This is a genomic window from Arenimonas sp., assembly GCF_041913985.1.
In the GTDB taxonomy this organism is placed as follows: Bacteria; Pseudomonadota; Gammaproteobacteria; order Xanthomonadales; family Xanthomonadaceae; genus Arenimonas.
Map to the genome: position 1 here is coordinate 43544 of NZ_JAYSEG010000004.1, position 16736 is coordinate 60279.

The 16736-nt window shown below is 70.7% G+C and carries 14 protein-coding genes; all 14 read right to left on the reverse strand.

The window, feature by feature from the left end; genetic code table 11:
- Positions 1-44 precede the first annotated feature (44 nt).
- The 14 genes from ACE3Q2_RS02255 to ACE3Q2_RS02320 all read right to left on the reverse strand — a co-directional run bounded on the left by ACE3Q2_RS02255 (position 45) and on the right by ACE3Q2_RS02320 (position 16660).
- Entirely contained in the window at positions 45-1415 is a 1371-nt protein-coding gene (locus ACE3Q2_RS02255; protein ID WP_374472431.1) for a hypothetical protein, read from the reverse strand.
- 31 nt (positions 1416-1446) lie between these two features.
- On the reverse strand, positions 1447-3651 hold the full coding sequence (gene gspD / locus ACE3Q2_RS02260) for a type II secretion system secretin GspD (RefSeq protein WP_231695594.1): 2205 nt from the start codon (positions 3649-3651) through the stop codon (positions 1447-1449).
- A 4-nt stretch (positions 3652-3655) separates the two neighbouring features.
- A complete protein-coding gene (locus ACE3Q2_RS02265; RefSeq protein WP_231695595.1) occupies positions 3656-4366 on the reverse strand; it encodes a hypothetical protein in 711 nt (236 codons plus the stop codon).
- Complete coding sequence (gspM, locus tag ACE3Q2_RS02270) at positions 4359-4952, reverse strand: type II secretion system protein GspM (RefSeq protein WP_231695596.1); 594 nt, start codon at positions 4950-4952, stop codon at positions 4359-4361. Before gspM ends, ACE3Q2_RS02265 begins: the two co-directional genes overlap by 8 nt.
- Positions 4936-6069, reverse strand: coding sequence for a PilN domain-containing protein (locus ACE3Q2_RS02275; RefSeq protein ID WP_231695597.1), 1134 nt, complete (start codon positions 6067-6069; stop codon positions 4936-4938). The genes gspM and ACE3Q2_RS02275 overlap by 17 nt, the downstream gene beginning before the upstream one ends.
- Positions 6069-6947 carry a type II secretion system protein GspK gene (locus ACE3Q2_RS02280; RefSeq protein ID WP_231695598.1) on the reverse strand — a complete coding sequence of 293 codons (879 nt, stop codon included), beginning with the start codon at positions 6945-6947 and terminating at the stop codon, positions 6069-6071. Before ACE3Q2_RS02280 ends, ACE3Q2_RS02275 begins: the two co-directional genes overlap by 1 nt.
- Positions 6947-7627: a prepilin-type N-terminal cleavage/methylation domain-containing protein gene (locus tag ACE3Q2_RS02285; protein WP_231695599.1), complete on the reverse strand. Its 681-nt coding sequence runs from the start codon at positions 7625-7627 to the stop codon at positions 6947-6949. The genes ACE3Q2_RS02280 and ACE3Q2_RS02285 overlap by 1 nt, the downstream gene beginning before the upstream one ends.
- Positions 7624-8079 (reverse strand): prepilin-type N-terminal cleavage/methylation domain-containing protein, encoded by a 456-nt coding sequence (locus ACE3Q2_RS02290; RefSeq protein WP_231695600.1) that lies wholly within the window; start codon positions 8077-8079, stop codon positions 7624-7626. The genes ACE3Q2_RS02285 and ACE3Q2_RS02290 overlap by 4 nt, the downstream gene beginning before the upstream one ends.
- Positions 8076-8528 carry a GspH/FimT family protein gene (locus ACE3Q2_RS02295; protein WP_231695601.1) on the reverse strand — a complete coding sequence of 151 codons (453 nt, stop codon included), beginning with the start codon at positions 8526-8528 and terminating at the stop codon, positions 8076-8078. The genes ACE3Q2_RS02290 and ACE3Q2_RS02295 overlap by 4 nt, the downstream gene beginning before the upstream one ends.
- A gap of 19 nt (positions 8529-8547) precedes the next feature.
- The gene (gene gspG, locus ACE3Q2_RS02300) at positions 8548-8964 is read right to left on the reverse strand and encodes a type II secretion system major pseudopilin GspG (protein WP_374472436.1); all 417 of its coding nucleotides are present in this window, start codon (positions 8962-8964) and stop codon (positions 8548-8550) included.
- 3 nt (positions 8965-8967) lie between these two features.
- On the reverse strand, positions 8968-10182 hold the full coding sequence (locus ACE3Q2_RS02305) for a type II secretion system F family protein (RefSeq protein WP_374472438.1): 1215 nt from the start codon (positions 10180-10182) through the stop codon (positions 8968-8970).
- 4 nt (positions 10183-10186) lie between these two features.
- Complete coding sequence (gene gspE, locus ACE3Q2_RS02310) at positions 10187-11899, reverse strand: type II secretion system ATPase GspE (protein ID WP_374472441.1); 1713 nt, start codon at positions 11897-11899, stop codon at positions 10187-10189.
- A 55-nt stretch (positions 11900-11954) separates the two neighbouring features.
- Complete coding sequence (gene purL, locus ACE3Q2_RS02315; RefSeq protein ID WP_374472443.1) at positions 11955-15812, reverse strand: phosphoribosylformylglycinamidine synthase; 3858 nt, start codon at positions 15810-15812, stop codon at positions 11955-11957.
- A gap of 74 nt (positions 15813-15886) precedes the next feature.
- Positions 15887-16660 (reverse strand): thioredoxin fold domain-containing protein, encoded by a 774-nt coding sequence (locus tag ACE3Q2_RS02320; RefSeq protein ID WP_231695606.1) that lies wholly within the window; start codon positions 16658-16660, stop codon positions 15887-15889.
- Positions 16661-16736: the final 76 nt, after the last annotated feature.

Genomic DNA, 16736 nt, shown 5'->3' on the forward strand with positions numbered 1-16736 from the left:
ACAAAATTTCGAGCTGTGCGCGCTTCACGACCACGAGCTCTATTCTAGGGAAATGTCAGTCGCGAAAGCGCAACCGGAAAGGCTGAAGAACCGCGAGTCCAGTCGCTAAGATTTCCCTCACCGAGAAACCAACCACTATCTGACTCCAGGCGCAAGCCGAGCTCTCCAACGGGCGTCGAGACACGAGAAACTGGCTCGAACATACACTGCGGACAAAGCCCTGTACTGGTGTAGCGAAAGATCGGGAATGAGACACCACCCTCGGGATCGGCTTGGCCGGAAGCATATGCCCACACTGGCTCCGTGCCGTCATAGTAGAACACCGTCAGAGAGGTGGAGGAGCCAACCTCATGGTCGACACTAAAGCCCCATCCGGGGAGACTCGGCTCGTACCACATGCCCGTGTAGCCTTGCCCGCCTGTCAGAAATTGCAGAGGCTCACCCCCATCGAACCCTGACGAATCGCCATCACTGTAGAAATCCCACATGAAGTTCAATTTCGTGGCACTCAATGACTCAAGGCGGACGTCGCCAATTTGAGTTCCGGGATTGCGGGAGTTTGTTGCTGTATTCCAAGTGAATTTATAGAGCGGCGCTTGCCACACCCCGCCGACATGGAACGCGATGTCGCTCATGTACCAAACAGGCTCTCCGTTTGGAAGGAACGTATACCAAATAAGGCTGTATTGCCCATCCGGAGCTTTCGAAATATGAAGACCTTGCCCGCTTCGCGATGGATTGTAATAGCCACCAGCTTTTGGCTTGGCCTGAGATAGCACCGGCAACTCAAACCTCACAGAATCGATGTATGCAAGCGTTGGCGCTTGGTCATAGCCGACTCCACCAACTTGCCCAGAGGTACTACCCTGGAATTTCAATCTCGCTGATCTACCCCAGAACTTTGAGATGTCGACATCTCGCGGAACGCCAACAGGTGCGCAGGAAGGAGAATTTGCGTTGCAGTTGCTTCCTGAAGCTGAGAAAAGAGTTTTTTCGACACCGAGCTGAACATCCCTGGCGTAGGCCGATAACCTTCCAGGGCCGCTTGTGTAGGTGTACTCCGGATCCCCGATCCGTAGGTCAAACTTAAGCCTTGCGCCGATAGGCACAAACACCGTTTGTTCGATCTGTCCACAGCTATGGTAGGACCCAGACGAGCCGGCTGCCGTAACGCGCGCGGCCCGATCACTCCCGATTTTGAATTGAGGCGTGTTGACAAAATTGGCGGAGAAAGTAGCCAAGGAGTCACATGCCCCGATTCCAGCGGTGATTGCCTGCTTCCACTCCCAGTTAGCCGGACCTAGCTCGAACTCCCCGTTCATCAAATCCTGCGCACACACCGCATTGCCTGCGGAAAGAGCGACCGTAAGCGCAACCATCTTAAGTCGTGAACTCAAGCTGCTTCTGCAGTTCATCGGAGCACCTCTTTTAAGGACTAGTCACACCTTACTGGCTGTTGCCTTCCGGGCGCAGCGGGTCGAGCGCGCGGAAGCGTTCGCCGTATTCGTCGGTCAGGCGACGGGCCTCGTTCGGGTCGCGGATGACGCGCGGGGTGACCAGGATGATCACTTCCGAGCGGTCATTGGTCTGGGACTTGCGGCCGAACAGGCCGCCCACCACCGGAAGCCGGCTCAGCCCGGGCACGCCGCTGCTGCCCTGGGACTGGTTGTCCGTGATCAGGCCCGCCAGCATCACGGTTTCGCCGCTCTTGATTGCTGCCTCCGTGATCAGGGAGCGCTTGTTGATCTCCCTGTTTCCGCCCGGATTGTCGGGATCGGGCGGACTGGGCGTGCTGACTTCCTGGTCGATTTCCATGAAAACAGTGCCATCGCGGCTGATACGCGGCGTCACCGTGAGGATGACGCCCGTGTCCAGGTACTGCACCTGCGTATAAGTGCCAGTGCCGGTACCCGGCGTTTCGCCGATGATTGGGTTGAAGCTGGTGCTGTTGACGGGGATCTTGGTGCCCACGTCCAACTTGGCTTCGGCGTTGTTGCGCACGACCACCGACGGTGTCGACAGGACGCGTACGTCCGAGACACGATCAAGGGCGGTGATGACTGCGGCTGCGTTCCGACCCAGGAAGGTCCAGGCCAGCCCGCTGCCATCGTTGCCTTGCGGGCCAATGCTGCCGGCGATGTCCCCCCAGATACTGCGTCCTTGGGCGTTGCCGAACTCCTCGGGCACCGCGTTCTCAAAATACCAATTCACGCCGTAGCTGAGAGATCCGGTGAGCTGCACTTCCACCACCTGCGCCTCGATATGCACCTGCAGCGGCATGGTGTCCAGGCGCTCGATGGTGCGGCGGATCGATTCCCACTGGCCCGGCGTGGCGCGCACGAGCAGCGCGTTGCTTTCTTCGACCGCGCTCACCGACACGTCGTCGGAGGCGCCGATGGCGATGCCGCCGGACGCACCGCCGCCGGCATTGCCCGCATTGCCCGACGCCGCGGCGGCCGCCTCGGCGCGCGCCTTCGGATCGGCGGCGTCGGGGGCGGGCGTGCTGGTCGAGCGAATCTGCACCGGCTCCAGGCCGGGCATCAGCGAGGGCGGGCCGTCGCTGGCCGACGAGCCACTGCTGTAGCTACCGCCGAACACCTGGCTCAGCTGCTCGGCCAGGTCGGTGGCCTTCATGTACAGCACTTCGTAGGTGTACAGGCGCGCGCCTTCGCCGCCGCCCGCGTCCAGGCGCTCGATCCAGGTCTGCGCCTCGCGCAGGTATTTCGGCTGCGGGGTGATCACCAGCACGGCGTTCTGGCCCTGCAGCGGCATGAAGCGGAACATGCCCGAGACCGGCGTGCTGCCGCCTTCGCCGAACACCGCCTCGAGCTCCTGCACCACCGCGTCGGCTTCCGCCGACAGCAGCGGGAACACGCCCACCGACATGCCGGCCAGCCAGTCCACGTCGAAGATCTCGACCGTGCGCAGGTAGTTCTGCAGCTCGGCGCGGCTGCCGGCGAGCACGATCAGGTTGCGGGCGTTGTCGGTGCTCACCACCGCGTTCGGGCGCGCGTAGGGTTCGAGCACCTTCTTCATCTCGGTGGCCGAGATGAACTGCAGCGGCACCGCGCGCACTTCGTAACCGCGGGCGTCGCCGGCGGCGCCGGTGCGCGGCGACAGGTTGCCGGCAATGGCCTGCTCGGTGGGCAGCACGTTGTAGCGGCCGTCCATCCACACCAGGCGCGCGTTGTTCCAGCCCAGCACCATCTCCAGCAGGCCCAGGGCCTGCTGCGCGTTCACCGGGCGCGGCGTGGCCAGCGTCACCTGGCCCTGCACGCCGGGCGCGATCACGTAGTTCTGCTGCAGAAGGTCGCCCAGGATGACCTTGACCACCGCGTGCACGGGCTCGCCTTCGAAGTTGAAGGTGGCCTCGCCCGGCTGGTCGAGCGAGGGCGGCGGCGTGGCGGCGACGCGCTGGTTGATCACCTGGCCGGTGCCGGGCGTGAGCGTGGCGGCGGACGGGTCCTGCGCGGGCGGCGCGGCGGCGTCGGCCTCGCCTTCGCCGGTCGTGGCCTCGCGGCTGATCACCGGGGTGCCGGCCATCGGGTCGGCGCCGCGGCGAAGCACGGGCGTGGCGGGCGTGGCGCAGCCGGCCAGGAAGGCCAGCAGGGCCAGCGCGAGCACGGGGACGGGACGGAGTCGGGAATTCATGCGGCTACTCTACCTTCTGGCCATTCCGGCGCGCGGCGTCCTCGCGCATCTGGGCGCGCCGCGCCTCGATGCGACGGCGGATCGCCTCCACCTGTTGTTCCTGCGAAAGCTCGCCCTCGGCGGCCGGGGCAGCCGGCGCCGGTGCCGCGGCGGGCGCGGCCGGGGTCGTGGCGGGGCCGGCGGTGGCGCGCGGCGCGGACGCCGGCACCGCGGAAGGCTTGGCCTCGCCGCTGCCGTCGAAAACGCGCAGGTCGAGCTCGCGTCGGCCCTGCGGGCCCTCGAAGCTGGCGCGGCGTGGTTCCAGCGCCACCAGGCGCCAGGCCGTGCCTTCCACCAGCTCGCCGGCGCGCACGCGCTGGCTGCGGCTGCCGTCCGGCGACTGCAACATCGCGGCCTTGAAGTCGCCGGCCAGCAGCACGCCGCTGAGCACCCAGTCCAGCGGCGCCTCGCTGTCGCCGGCGGCGGCCACCGCGGCGGGGCGGCGGTCGGCGTTGAGCAGCGGGCGGTTGCCGACCTCGGCGTAATCGGAAGCCGGACCCAGGCGCGAGCCGACTTCCGCCAGCTCCACGCGCGGCATCGGCGGCGCCACGGCGGGGTCGTCGGGATGCGGCGCGAAGCGCGCGCCCAGGCCGGCCAGGGCCAGCAGCAGCAGGCCGACCGACCAGGCCGCGAGCGCCGCGAGCAGCGCGCCGGCGGGGCGCAGTTGGTCAATCACGCGGCGCCTCCGGGGTGGCCAGCAGGTAGCCGTAGAGGTCGAAGCTGGCGTCGAGCGCGCCGTCCTCCTGGCCGGTGCCCAGGTAGCTGCGGCGCGCGAGCAGGTCGACGTTGTCCACGAACAGCTGCGGGCTGCCGCTTTCCAGCGCGTGCAGCACTGCGCCCAGCTCGGCCATGCCGCAGCGCAGGCGCACCTGCACGCTGGCGCGCACGAAGGGTTCGTCGGTGCGCGCGTCGGACGGCGTGCGCGCGGTGATCTGGCAGCGGCCCGGCTGCGGGCTGGCCGCGCCCACCACCGATTCCAGGCGCTGCACCAGCGCGGCGGTGGCGAGCTGGCGGTTGGTTTCGGGCAGGAAACCGGCGTTGCCGGCTTCGAATTCGCGCACGCGGGCCAGCTCGGCTTCCAGCGCCGGGCGCTGGGCGATTTCCATGCGCAGGGCCAGGTGTTCGTCGCGCAGTTTCGCGATCTCGTCGCCCATGGCCAGCATCGGCGCGGTCCACCACCAGTGCAGCAACAGGAAATACGCCAGCGCCAGCAGCGCGGCGCCGGCCAGCAGCCAGCGGGCACGATCAGCGGCCGGTGTCATTGGCGTCCTCCGGGGCCTGGCCGCGCACGCTGGCGGCAAGCGTGAAGCGGTCGCGGCCGCTGCGCGGGTCGGCCTGCACGGCACCCGAAAGCGCCGGTTCGGCCAGCAGCGGCGAGTCCTGCAGCAGGCCCACCAGCGCCGGCGCGGCGCGGCTCTGGCCCACCAGCACGAGCTTGCCGTCGTTGACGGTGAGCTTGTCGATGGCGGTGTCGTCGGGGATGCGGCGGGTCAGGTCGTCGAGCAGCTCGAGCATGGTCGGGCGGCTGGCGCGGGTGCTGGCCAGGAAGTTCGCGGCCTGCACCTTGGCCTGCAGCTGGTTGCGCGCCAGCCGCGCCTGGCGGGCTTCGGCGGTGGCGGCTTCGACCTCGGCGCGCAGCGCGTCGAGCGCGCTGGCGCGGTTGTGCAGGGTGAGCGCGAGCGTGCCCAGCAGCGCCACGGCGGCCACCGCGGCGAGGATGGCGTTGAGTCGGCGCACGGGGTCGCGGCGGGTTTCGCGGCGCGCGGCGGGCAGCAGGTTCAGGCCGAGGCGGCGGCCGTCGGCTTCCACCACGTCCACGCCTTCGAGCAGCGCGGCCAGCGGTCCCAGCGCCTGCATCTCGGCCTCGAGGCGCGCGCGCGGCAGCACCAGCAGTTCTGCCTGGATCTGCTGGCTGGCGACGTCGCGCGAGACCACGCGGCCCTGGAACGTCACCTGCTCGGGGCTGAAAGGCGTCTGGCGGTCGAGTTCATGCGCGAGCACGTCGCGCAGGCGCGGCTCGGCGGCGGCGGGCAGCGGCAGGCGGCGGCGCAGCACGGCACCGGCGGGCAGCAGCAGCCAGGCGGGCACGGAGGACGCCGCGAGGCGCGCGTGCAGTTCGGCCAGCAGTCCGGCGTCGCCGAGCGGCACTTCGCCCAGCGGCTGGTCGCCGTTGGCGTCGGAAACGGTGAGCGCGAGCCCCTGGTCGCCGCGGGCCAGGAACAGGCGGCGGGCTTCGCCGCGGAACAGCCGGCGCCAGGACGGCGGCAGCAGCGACAGCGCCGCGTCGGCCATGGAACGGCCCCAGCCCGGCAGCGGCGTGCGCGCCAGGCGCAGCCGGAGCGTTTCGAGCGATGTGGCGAGTTGGTCGACAGCGGGCATCAGTCGGGTTCCCCTACCCGCCAGGCCAGCGGTGCGTAGAGCTGGCCGAAGCCGGCCGCCGCGCCCATGCGCAGGGTGGCGGTGACCTCGACCTGCTGGCCATCCGGACGGACGGCGCGGCTGGCCACACTATACGTGCCGGACCCGACGACGGCGAGGGTGTCGCCGCCCGGCAGCACCGGCAGCGGCAGCCCCGGCTGCCAGGCCGCGCGGGCGGCCAGCAGCTGCGCCACCTGGTCGGGCGGCAAGCCCAGGGCCAGCAGCACCGAGGCCTCGGCGAAATCCGGGCGCGGGCGCGGTTGGCCGCCGTGGATGGTGACGTGCGGCACCAGCAGGCGATAGGTGGCCTCGTCCATGCCCAACAATTGCTGCAGTTCGGAAACCGTGGTGAAGGGTGCGTCCCTGGCGCCGTATTCGCGGCGCGCGGCGGCGTAGTCGCGATCCTCGGCGCCGCCTTCCATCGACACCAGGTCGTCGGGGTCGCGCCAGTCCTGGATCACGGCGGCCAGCTGGCGCGCGCGGGTGTCCTCGATACCCAGCGCGCGCATCAGGTTCGCCAGCAGCGCCACGTCGGCGGCATTGAGGTCCACCTTGGCGCTCTCGTCGACGATGCGCAGCTCGATGCGGTGGCCTTCGAATTCGAAACCATAGGGCCGGCCGTCGGGCAGCCAGCGATTGGCGGGGTCGGGCTGGTTCAGGCGCAGCGCCGCCACTTCGATGCCGGCCTCGGCGGCCAGCCGTGCCAGCGCCTGCGAACGCAGCGCGCTGCCCTGCATCGCCTCGATGCGCGCGCTGAAGGCGAACACCGCCACCAGCCCCGCCATCAGCAGCAGCAGCCAGAGCACCAGCAGCAGCGCGGCGCCACGGTTCGCGCGCATCAGCGCTCCTCCCCCGGCGAATCCACGTCCTGCGGGCCGCCCACGGGGATCGCGCCCGCCGGGGCCACCGGCGACTGCCCCAGCCGCGGCGCCACCACCAGCTCCGGCCAGCGCGCCCGCGGTTCGGCGAAACGCGCCTGCAGCCGCACCAGCCGCGGCACCTGCCCGGGCTGGTCCCACTGGCCCTGCCAGTCGGTGGGCTCGCCGCGGTCATCCAGCGAGCGCACCGAGAACGCCGCCTCGGCGAGTCCGTCGAGCAGCACCTCCGGCTCGCGCTCGGAGTCCACCGGGCCTTCCGGCGTGAGCAGCTGGTGTTCGAATTCGATGCGCAGGCCGCCGGCGCCGCGGCGGATGCGGAAGGTCTGCACGTAGGGGCCGCCGCGCGAAAGGTAACCCGGCATCGGCGCGACGAAACGCAGCAGGTCGGTTTCGGCCTGGAACACCACCAGCTCCTCGCCGGCCCGCGGCGTTTCCACCGGCATCGCCAGCGCGCCTTCGAGCTGGCGGCGCAGGAACCCCTGGGCCGCGCGCAGCTGCTCGGCCCGGCGCGATTCCGCCTCGGCGGCGCCGGTGGCGCGCGTGGTGTTGCGCAGCGCGGTGAAGGCCAGCGCCAGGCCAGCCGCCAGCAGCACGGTGGCCATCATCACTTCGACCAGGCTGAAGCCCCGGGTGCGGCTCACGGCAGCGCCTCCAGCGGGCTTTCCGGGTAACGCGCGCGCAGGCTGGCGAAACGCAGTTGTCGTGCGTAGTCGCCCTCGCCCCAGCCCACGTCCAGCTGCAGGCGGTAGAGCACCGGCGCACCGGCCTGCTGCAGGCCCACGGTTTCGATGGGCGCGGCGCCTTCCACCGGCGCGGCCTGCGGCACCGGGTCTTCGACTTCGGTGATCTCCAGCGTCCAGCGGTAGCGGCCGTCGGCGAATTCGCCCTGGGCGCGGCCGGGTTCGATCGGCGCCAGCACGCCCACCTCGGAAAGCAGCGACTGCGCGTGCAGCGTGGCCTCGCTGGCGTCGCCCGCCTGACGCACCTGGGCCAGGCCGCCGCCGAGGATGGCGATCAGGATGCCCATGGCCACCGCCAGCAGCGCGAAGGCCACGATTACTTCGATCAGGCTGAAGCCGCGCTGCCGCCTCATGGCCGGCCCTCGCCGCGCGTGAGCGTGACTTCGCCGGTGAGCCAGGCCACGTCGACGCGCCAGGCCGCGTCGCCGCGCCTGAGCACGATGCGGCCGCCGGTGGAGGCGCCTTCGGGGAAGAAGCGCACCACGGCTTCGGTGCGCGCGGGCTGCTCCTCGCGCGCGGTGGTGGCGACGAGTTCGATCTCCGCCGGCAGTTCGCCGCTGCGCTTGCCGGCGGAACTCCAGCGGCGCTCCTGCACGTCGAGGCGGAACACCTGTTCGCGGCCGGTGGCCAGGGCCTGGGCGCGGGTGAAGCGCAGCTCGTGGGCCACTTCGCGCGCGGCGTTTCGCAGCTGCTGGCCGGGCATGGCGCGGCCGACCACCATGGCGCCGATGCCCGCCAGCGTGGCGACGAGCGCCACGACCACCAGCAGTTCCAGCAGCGACAGGCCGCGCGCGCGGTTCATGGCGGCGGCGCCTGCCCGGTCAGGGCTTGCGGATGTCCGCGTTGACGCTTTCGCCGCCGGCCTGGCCGTCGGCGCCCAGGCTCACCAGCTCGTAGGGGCCGTCGGTGCCCGGGCGGCGGAACTGGATCGGGTTGCCCCAGGGATCCTTGAGCTCTTCGGCCTTGGCGTAGGGGCCGAGCCAGTTCGGCTGGCCGGGGGAAGTGACCAGCTGCTCCAGCGAGTCAGGCAGGCGGCCGGTGTCCATCTGGAACTGGTCCACCTTGCCGGCCAGGGTGATCAGCTGGGTGTTGGTGAGGCCCACGTTGGCGCGGTCGCGGCCGCCCAGCACGCGGCTGGTAACCAGGGCCAGCACGCCGCCGATCAGCACGATCACGATGATGATTTCGACAAGGCTCATGCCGCGCGCGCGGCGGGGGGAAGCAGGGATTGAACGCATGGGTCAGCCTATGGAGTTGGTGAGGTCGTAGATCGGCAGCAGCACCGACAGGATGATCACCGCGATCACCGCGGTCATCAGCACCGTCAGCGCCGGCACCAGCGCCGCCATCAGGCGGTCGAGCGCGTTGGCGGTTTCCTGGTCGAAGGTGTCGGCCACCTTCAGCAGCATGGTATCGAGTTCGCCGGACTCCTCGCCCACCTGCACCATCTGCACGGCCAGGCGCGGGAACACCTTCTGCCGGCCGAGCGCGTAACCGAGGCCGCTGCCGGTTTTCACTTCCTCGGCGGCGGCGTCCACCGCCTCGGCCAGCACGCGGTTGCCCAGCACCGGGCGCGAGAGGTTGATGGCGCTCAGCAGCGGCACGCCGTTGCGCACCAGGGTGCCCAGCGTGCGCGCCAGGCGCGCGGTGTCGAGCCGGGCCACCAGGTCGCCGACGTAGCGCAGGCGCAGCAGGCGGGCGTCGAGCGCGCGCCGCGCCTCGGGCCGGCGCAGCCGCGAGGCCAACCACAGCGCGGCCAGCACGGCCGCCAGCAGCAGCGCCCACCACCAGGCCCGCACGAACAGGCTCAGGTCGAGCACCAGTTGCGAATACCAGGGCAGTTCGGCGTTGAGGCTTTCGAACAGCACCTGGAACTGCGGCACCACCACCGCCATCAGGAAACCCACCGAGCCCACCACCATCACGCACAGGATGACCGGGTAGATCAGCGCGTTGATGACGCGGCCGCGCAGCTTGGCGCTGCGCTCGAGGTAGTCGGCCAGGCGGCGCAGCGCCTCGTGCACGTTGCCACCCGCCTCGCCGGCGCGAACCAGGTTCACGTACAGGCGCGAGAACAGCCCGTGCTGCTGCTCGAGCGCGGTGGACAGCGGCGTGCCGCCGCGCACGGCTTCGCGCACGCGTTCGATGACGCGGCGCGCCTGCAGCGAATCGGGCAGTTCGAGCAGGATGCCGAGCGCGCGGTCCAGCGGCTGGCCGGCGCCAAGCAGCGTGGCCAGCTGCTGGGTGAACTGCAGCACCTGCTCGTCGCCGAATTCCTTGCGCCGCAGCAGGCCGGCGAAACCCTCGCCGCCGCCGGCGTCGGCGCGGCGCGCTTCCACCGGCAGGTGGCCCTGGTCCTGCAGGCGCACCACCACCTCGTCGGCGCTGGCGGCCTCCATCTGGCCGTCGAGTGGTTCGCCGGTGGCGGACAGCGCCTTGTAGCGGAACAGCGGCATCGGCCTACGCTTCCTGCGTGACGCGCAGGACTTCCTCGAGGGTGGTCAGGCCCTGCATGGCCTTGAGCAGGCCGTCTTCGTACATGGTGCGCATGCCGCGGGCGCGTGCGGCCTCTTCCAGTTCGCCCATGCCGGCGTGCTGCATCACCAGGCGGCGCAGGCTGTCGTCCATCACCAGGAACTCCATGATGGTGGTGCGGCCCAGGTAGCCGGTGGGCGTGAGTGCCGAGGGTTTCGGGCGGTACAGGTAGATCGGGCCTTCCGGCTGGAAGCGACGCAGGCCGAATTCTTCGATCACCTCGGGCAGCGCTTCGTACTTCTCGGCGTGCGTGGGCTCGATGCGGCGCACCAGGCGCTGGGCCAGGATGCCGTTCACCGTGGAGGTGAGCAGGTAATCCTCGACGCCCATGTCGAGCATGCGGGTGATGCCGCCGGCGGCGTTGTTGGTGTGCAGCGTGCTGAGCACCAGGTGGCCGGTGAGCGCCGACTGGATGGCGATGCGCGAGGTTTCCAGGTCGCGCATTTCGCCGATCATGATGATGTCCGGGTCCTGGCGCACGATGCTGCGCAGGGCCTGGGCGAAGTCCAGGCCGATCTGCGGCTTGGCCTGGATCTGGTTGATGCCTTCGATCTGGTATTCGACCGGGTCCTCGACGGTGATGATCTTCACGTCGGGCGTGTTGAGCTGGCTGAGCGCCGCGTACAGCGTGGTGGTCTTGCCCGAGCCGGTGGGGCCGGTGACCAGCAGGATGCCGTGCGGCTGCTCGAGCACCTTCACGAAGTCGGCCAGGAATTCGTCGGTGAAGCCCAGCGCCTTGAAATCGAGCACCACCGATTCGCGGTCGAGCAGGCGCATCACCACGCTTTCGCCGTGCGCCGTGGGCACGGTGCTGACGCGCAGGTCCAGCTCCTTGCCCTGCACGCGCACCATGATGCGGCCGTCCTGCGGCAGCCGGCGCTCGGCGATGTTGAGCTTGGCCATGATCTTGATGCGCGAAATGACCGCCGCAGTGAGGTTGGCCGGCGGCGACTCCGCTTCCTCGAGCACGCCGTCGACGCGGTAGCGCACCTTCAGGCGGTTTTCGAAGGGTTCGATGTGGATGTCGGAGGCGCGCAGCTCGACCGCGCGCTGGATGACCAGGTTCACCAGGCGGATGACCGGCGCTTCAGAAGCCAAGTCGCGCAGCTGCTCGACGTCGGCCTCGTCGCCGGCCGATTCGTCGCCCAGGTTCTCGACGATGGCGCCCATGGCCGAGCGGCCCGAGCCGTAATAGCGTTCGATCAGGTCGGCAATTTCGGCGCGCAGGCCCACGTTCACGCGCACGGCGCGGCCGGTGGCCAGGGCCACGGCCTCGGCGGCGTACGGGTCCTGCGGGTCGGCGACGAGCAGGTCCACGTGGCCCTCGCCCTCGCCCACCGGGCACACCGACTGCTGCTTGAGGAAACGCAGCGACAGCTGCACGCCGGGCGGCGGCGCGTCGGGGCAGTCCTTGGCGGCCAGCAGCGGCAGGCCCAGCACTTCGGACGCGGCCTCGGCCATGTCGCGCTCGGACACCATGCCCAGGCGCACCAGCAGCGCCGCCAGCGAACCGCCGGCTTCGGCGTGCAGGCGCTGGGCGCGTGCGAGGTCGGTGTCCTTCAGGCGGCCGCGCGCGGACAGCGCCGCGGCGATGCGCAGGTCGTCGGAACCGGGATTTTCTTGCAGGGCCGCTACCACGCCGGGCTCCTTGGACGGGAGCCCGGAATTTAGCAGGTCTGGATGGCGGCGGGTGTCAGCCGACCCAGGCGCGGGCGTTGCGGAACAGGCGCATCCAGGGCGAATCCTCGCCCCAGCCGGCCGGATGCCAGCTCATCTGCAGCGTGCGGAACACCCGTTCGGGGTGCGGCATCATCAGCGTGGCGCGGCCGTCGCGGCTGGTCAGGCCGGTGATGCCGGCCGGGGAGCCATTGGGATTGGCCGGGTAAGCCTCGGTAACGGCGCCGGTGTTGTCCACGAAACGCAGCGCCACCGCGGCCTGGGCCTGGTGCGCCGGCTGCTGGAAACGGGCGAAACCTTCGCCGTGCGCCACCACCACCGGCAGGCGCGAACCAGCCATGCCCGAGAGCAGGATGGACGGCGACTCCTGCACCTCCACCAGCGCCAGGCGGGCTTCATACTGCTCGCTGCGGTTGCGGTGGAACGTCGGCCAGTGTTCGGCGCCGGGCACCAGCGACTTGAGCTGGGCCAGCATCTGGCAGCCGTTGCAGACGCCCAGGCTGAAGCTGTCGGCGCGTTCGAAGAAGCGCGCGAACTGCTCGCGCAGCGCCGGGCGCTCCAGGATGGACGTGGCCCAGCCGCGGCCCGCGCCCAGCACGTCGCCGTAGCTGAAGCCGCCGCAGGCGGCCAGGCCCTTGAACGAATCGAGCGACAGCCGGCCCTCGATGAGGTCGGACATGTGCACGTCCACGGCGGTGAAACCGGCGCGGTCGAAGGCCGCCGCCATTTCCACCTGGCCGTTGACGCCCTGCTCGCGCAGCACCGCCACGCGCGGGCGCACGCCGGTGTGGATGTACGGCGCGGCGATGTCCTCGGCCGGCTCGAACGTCAGCTTGGGCGACAGGCCCGGGTCGGCGAAGTCCAGGCGCGCGGCGCGCTCGCCGTCGGCACCGGCGGGGTCGTCGCGCAGGGCCTGGATGGCATGCGTCACCGACCACCAGGCGCCGAACAGCTCCTGCCAGCTCCACTCGGCCAGCAGCTCGCGGCCTTCGCTCACGCGCACCACCGGTGCGGTGGTGGGCTTGCCGATGCGCTGGGCGCAGTGGGTGAGGTCGTGGCGGTTGACCAGGTCGGCGAAGGCCACGCGGTCCTCGGCGGCGATCTGCACCACGGCGCCGAGTTCTTCGTTGAACAGCGCGGCGAAGGCGTCGTCCTCGCCCCAGCCTTCGAGGTTGAGCTCGAGGCCGCAGTGGCCGGCGAAGGCCATTTCGCACAGCGCCGCGAAGGCGCCGCCGTCGGAACGGTCGTGGTAGGCCAGCAGCAGGTCGGCGTCGCGCGCGGCCTGGATCAGGTCGAAGAAGGCGCGCAGGCGGCCGGGTTCGTCCAGGTCGGGGCAGGCGCCGCCGAAGGCACCGTGCACCTGGGCCAGGATGGAGCCGCCCAGGCGGCGCTGGCCGGCGCCGAGGCCGATCAGCCACAGCTCGGAATCGGCGGCGCGGTCGAGCACCGGCAGCAGCTGCCGGCGCGCGTCGGCGACGCGGGCGAAGGCGCTGACCACCAGCGACACCGGCGACACCGCCTTCTGCGGGCCTTCCGGGGCCTGCCACTGCGCCTGCATGGACAGCGAGTCCTTGCCGACGGGAATGGACAGGTCGAGTTCGGGGCAGAGCTCCATGCCGACGGCCTTCACGGCGTCGAACAGCGCGGCGTCCTCGCCGGGGAAGGAGGCGGCGGCCATCCAGTTGGCCGAGAGCTTCACTTCCGCGAGCGCGGCCACCGGCGCGGCGGCCAGGTTGGTGATGGCTTCGCCCACCGCCATGCGCGCCGAGGCGGCGGCGTCGATGAGCGCCAGCGGGGTGCGTTCGCCCATCGCCATGGCTTCGCCGGCGACGCCGTTGAAGTCGGTGAGCGTGATGGCCACGTCGGCCAGCGGCAGCTGCCAGGGGCCGACCATCTGGTCGCGCGAGCACAGGCCGCCGACGGTGCGGTCGCCGATGGTGACCAGGAAGTTCTTCGAGGCCACGGTCGGATGCGCCATGACGCGCAGGCCGGCCTCGCGCAGGTCGAGCTTCGAGGCGTCCAGGCGCGGCCAGCGCGGCGCGGGCAGGCGCTGGGTGTCGCGGTGCATCTTCGGCGACTTGCCGAACAGCACGTCCATCGGCAGGTCGATCGGCGTGCTGCCGTCGGGCGCGCGCAGCACCAGGCGCTCTTCCGCGGTGGCGTGGCCGACCACGGCGAACACGGCGCGCTCGCGGCGGCAGATGGCCTCGAAGTCGGCCACGCGGTCGGCGGCGACGCCGAGCACGTAACGCTCCTGCGCCTCGTTCGACCACAGCTGCATGGGCGAGAGCGAGGGGTCGTCGCTGGGGATCTTCGCCATCTCGATCACGCCGCCGACGTTGGAGTCGTGCAGCAGCTCGGGGATGGCGTTGGACAGGCCGCCGGCGCCAACGTCGTGCGCGGTCAGGATGGGGTTGCGCTCGCCCTGGGCGAAGCAGCGGTCGATCACTTCCTGGCAGCGGCGCTGCATTTCGGGGTTGTCGCGCTGCACCGAGGCGAAGTCGAGGTCTTCCGAGCTCTGGCCCGAGGCCACCGAGGAAGCGGCGCCGCCGCCCAGGCCGATCAGCATGGCCGGGCCGCCCAGCACCACAACGGCGTCGCCGGGGCGCAGGTCGAGCTTCTTCACCTGGCTGCGGTCGATGGCGCCCAGGCCGCCGGCCAGCATGATCGGCTTGTCGTAGGCGCGCACCACGCCGGGCTGGTCGGTGGGCAGTTCGAAGCTGCGGAAATAGCCGGCCAGCGCGGGGCGGCCGAATTCGTTGTTGAACGCGGCGGCGCCGATCGGGCCGTCGGTCATGATCTCCAGCGCGGTGGCCATGCGCGGGTTGAGCGGGCGCTCGGTTTCCCAGGGCTGGGGCAGCGTGGGGATGCGCAGGTGCGACACCGAGAAGCCGGTGAGGCCGGCCTTGGGCTTGCCGCCGCGGCCGGTCGCGCCCTCGTCGCGGATCTCGCCGCCGGCGCCGGTGGAGGCGCCCGGGAAGGGCGAGATGGCGGTGGGGTGGTTGTGGGTTTCCACCTTGATGGCGAAGGCCGAATCCACCGGCGCGCCGTGGCCGTATTCACCGGTGCCCGGCTCGGGGCGGAAGCGCGCGCCCGGGTGGCCTTCGACCACCGCGGCGTTGTCCTTGTAGGCGCTGAGCGTGAGCTGCGGGCTGCGCGCGTGGGTGTTCTTGATCATTCGGAACAGCGACAGCGGCTGCTCCTCGCCGTCGATGGTCCAGTCGGCGTTGAAGATCTTGTGCCGGCAGTGCTCGGAGTTCGCCTGCGCGAACATCATCAGTTCGGCGTCGGAAGGCTCGCGGCCGAGCTCGGAATAACGCTGGCGCAGGTAGTCGATTTCGTCGTCCGACAGGGCCAGGCCGAGGCGGCCGTTGGCCTCTTCCAGTCCGGCCAGCGGGATGCGCTCCACCGGGCCAGGCGCCTGCGCCACGAACAGCGCGGCGGCGTCTTCGCGGCGGACCAGCAGCGACTGGGTCATCGGGTCGTGCAGCACGCGCGCCAGCCTGGCCCAGCGCGGGTCGCCGGCGGGCGGCAGGCCGACCAGGTCGAGGCGGGTGCCGCGCTCGACGCGCTTCACCGCCAGGCCGGCGCCGCGCAGGATTTCGGTGGCCTTGCTGGCCCAGGGCGACAGCGTGCCCAGGCGCGGCACCACGAAGCGGGATTCGGCCCCGGCTTCGGGCGCCTCGAAGGCGACGCAGCCTTCGAGGATGCGGCCGAGCGCGCCGGCGTCGGGCGTGGGGCCCGCGGCGGGTTCGATGAAGTAGGTGAACCAGGCGCCGGCGACCCGGAGGCCGGGGACGATCTGCTGGAGGCGGGCTTGCAGGCGTTCGCGCCGGAACGGCGACAGGGCCGGGAGGCCCTCGAGGACGATCATGTCCGCGGTAATCCCAGGGGAATCGAGCGCCGTATTGTAGCCCAAGGCCGGGCCAGGGGCCCGGCCCGGGGGGCTCAGCGGGCCGGCTTGGCGGCGATTTCGTCCAGGCGGGCCAGCATTTCGGCCGGGGCCACGTAGCCACCCAGCTGGGTGCCGTCCGGCGCGTAGATGGCCGGGGTGCCGTCCAGGCCGATGCGGCGGCCCAGGTCGTAGTCGCGGGTCACCGGGTTGGTGCAGTCGGCCTTGGGCAGGGCCTTGCCGGCCTTGGCCTCGGTCATGGCCTGGCGGCGGTCCGGGGCGCACCAGACCGAGACGGCCTTGTCGAAGGACTCCGAGCCCAGGCCCGTGCGCGGGTAGAACAGGTAGTTCACCGTGATGCCCAGGCGGTTGTACTCGGCGATCTCCGAGTGCATGCGGCGGCAGTAGCCGCAGTCGATGTCGGTGAAGACGGTGATCTCGTGCTTCGGCTTGGCGGCGGCGAAGGTGATGCGGCTGTCGTCGCCCACCGCGGCCAGCAGGCCCTGGCGCAGGCCGGCTTCGCTGGCCTGGGTGAGGTTCTCGCGGCTGGCGATGTCGATCAGGGCGCCCTGGATCAGGCGCTTGCCGTCGTTGGAAACGTAGACCACGCGGGCGCCGACGGCGACCTCGCGGAAGCCCGGGATGGGCGAGTCGGAAATCCGGCCGATCTCCATGCCCGGGGCCAGGCCCAGCAGCGCCTCGCGGATGGCGGCGTCGCCGGCGGGCGACGCGGCGGCGGCCTTGGCCGGGGCGGCGACGGCCTGGGGCTCGGCGGCGCAGGCGGTCATGGTGGCCACCAGGGCCAGGGCGAGCAGGGAGCGGCGGATCATCGTGGGGCGTTCCTCGGGGGCTATGCGGGTCCGACCCCGTTCGGGGCCGGAAGTTCACTGATTCTCGCACAGGCCC

What these genes read in the sequence shown, in the direction of transcription:
- ACE3Q2_RS02280 (WP_231695598.1), bottom strand. Translation starts at nt 6,947, where the DNA reads ATGCGCGCGAACCGTGGCGCCGCGCTGCTGCTGGTGCTCTGGCTGCTG.
- ACE3Q2_RS02255 (WP_374472431.1), bottom strand. Translation starts at nt 1,415, where the DNA reads ATGAACTGCAGAAGCAGCTTGAGTTCACGACTTAAGATGGTTGCGCTT.
- gspM (WP_231695596.1), bottom strand. Translation starts at nt 4,952, where the DNA reads ATGACACCGGCCGCTGATCGTGCCCGCTGGCTGCTGGCCGGCGCCGCG.
- ACE3Q2_RS02290 (WP_231695600.1), bottom strand. Translation starts at nt 8,079, where the DNA reads ATGAGGCGGCAGCGCGGCTTCAGCCTGATCGAAGTAATCGTGGCCTTC.
- ACE3Q2_RS02275 (WP_231695597.1), bottom strand. Translation starts at nt 6,069, where the DNA reads ATGCCCGCTGTCGACCAACTCGCCACATCGCTCGAAACGCTCCGGCTG.
- purL (WP_374472443.1), bottom strand. Translation starts at nt 15,812, where the DNA reads ATGATCGTCCTCGAGGGCCTCCCGGCCCTGTCGCCGTTCCGGCGCGAA.
- ACE3Q2_RS02295 (WP_231695601.1), bottom strand. Translation starts at nt 8,528, where the DNA reads ATGAACCGCGCGCGCGGCCTGTCGCTGCTGGAACTGCTGGTGGTCGTG.
- gspD (WP_231695594.1), bottom strand. Translation starts at nt 3,651, where the DNA reads ATGAATTCCCGACTCCGTCCCGTCCCCGTGCTCGCGCTGGCCCTGCTG.
- gspG (WP_374472436.1), bottom strand. Translation starts at nt 8,964, where the DNA reads ATGCGTTCAATCCCTGCTTCCCCCCGCCGCGCGCGCGGCATGAGCCTT.
- ACE3Q2_RS02320 (WP_231695606.1), bottom strand. Translation starts at nt 16,660, where the DNA reads ATGATCCGCCGCTCCCTGCTCGCCCTGGCCCTGGTGGCCACCATGACC.
- ACE3Q2_RS02305 (WP_374472438.1), bottom strand. Translation starts at nt 10,182, where the DNA reads ATGCCGCTGTTCCGCTACAAGGCGCTGTCCGCCACCGGCGAACCACTC.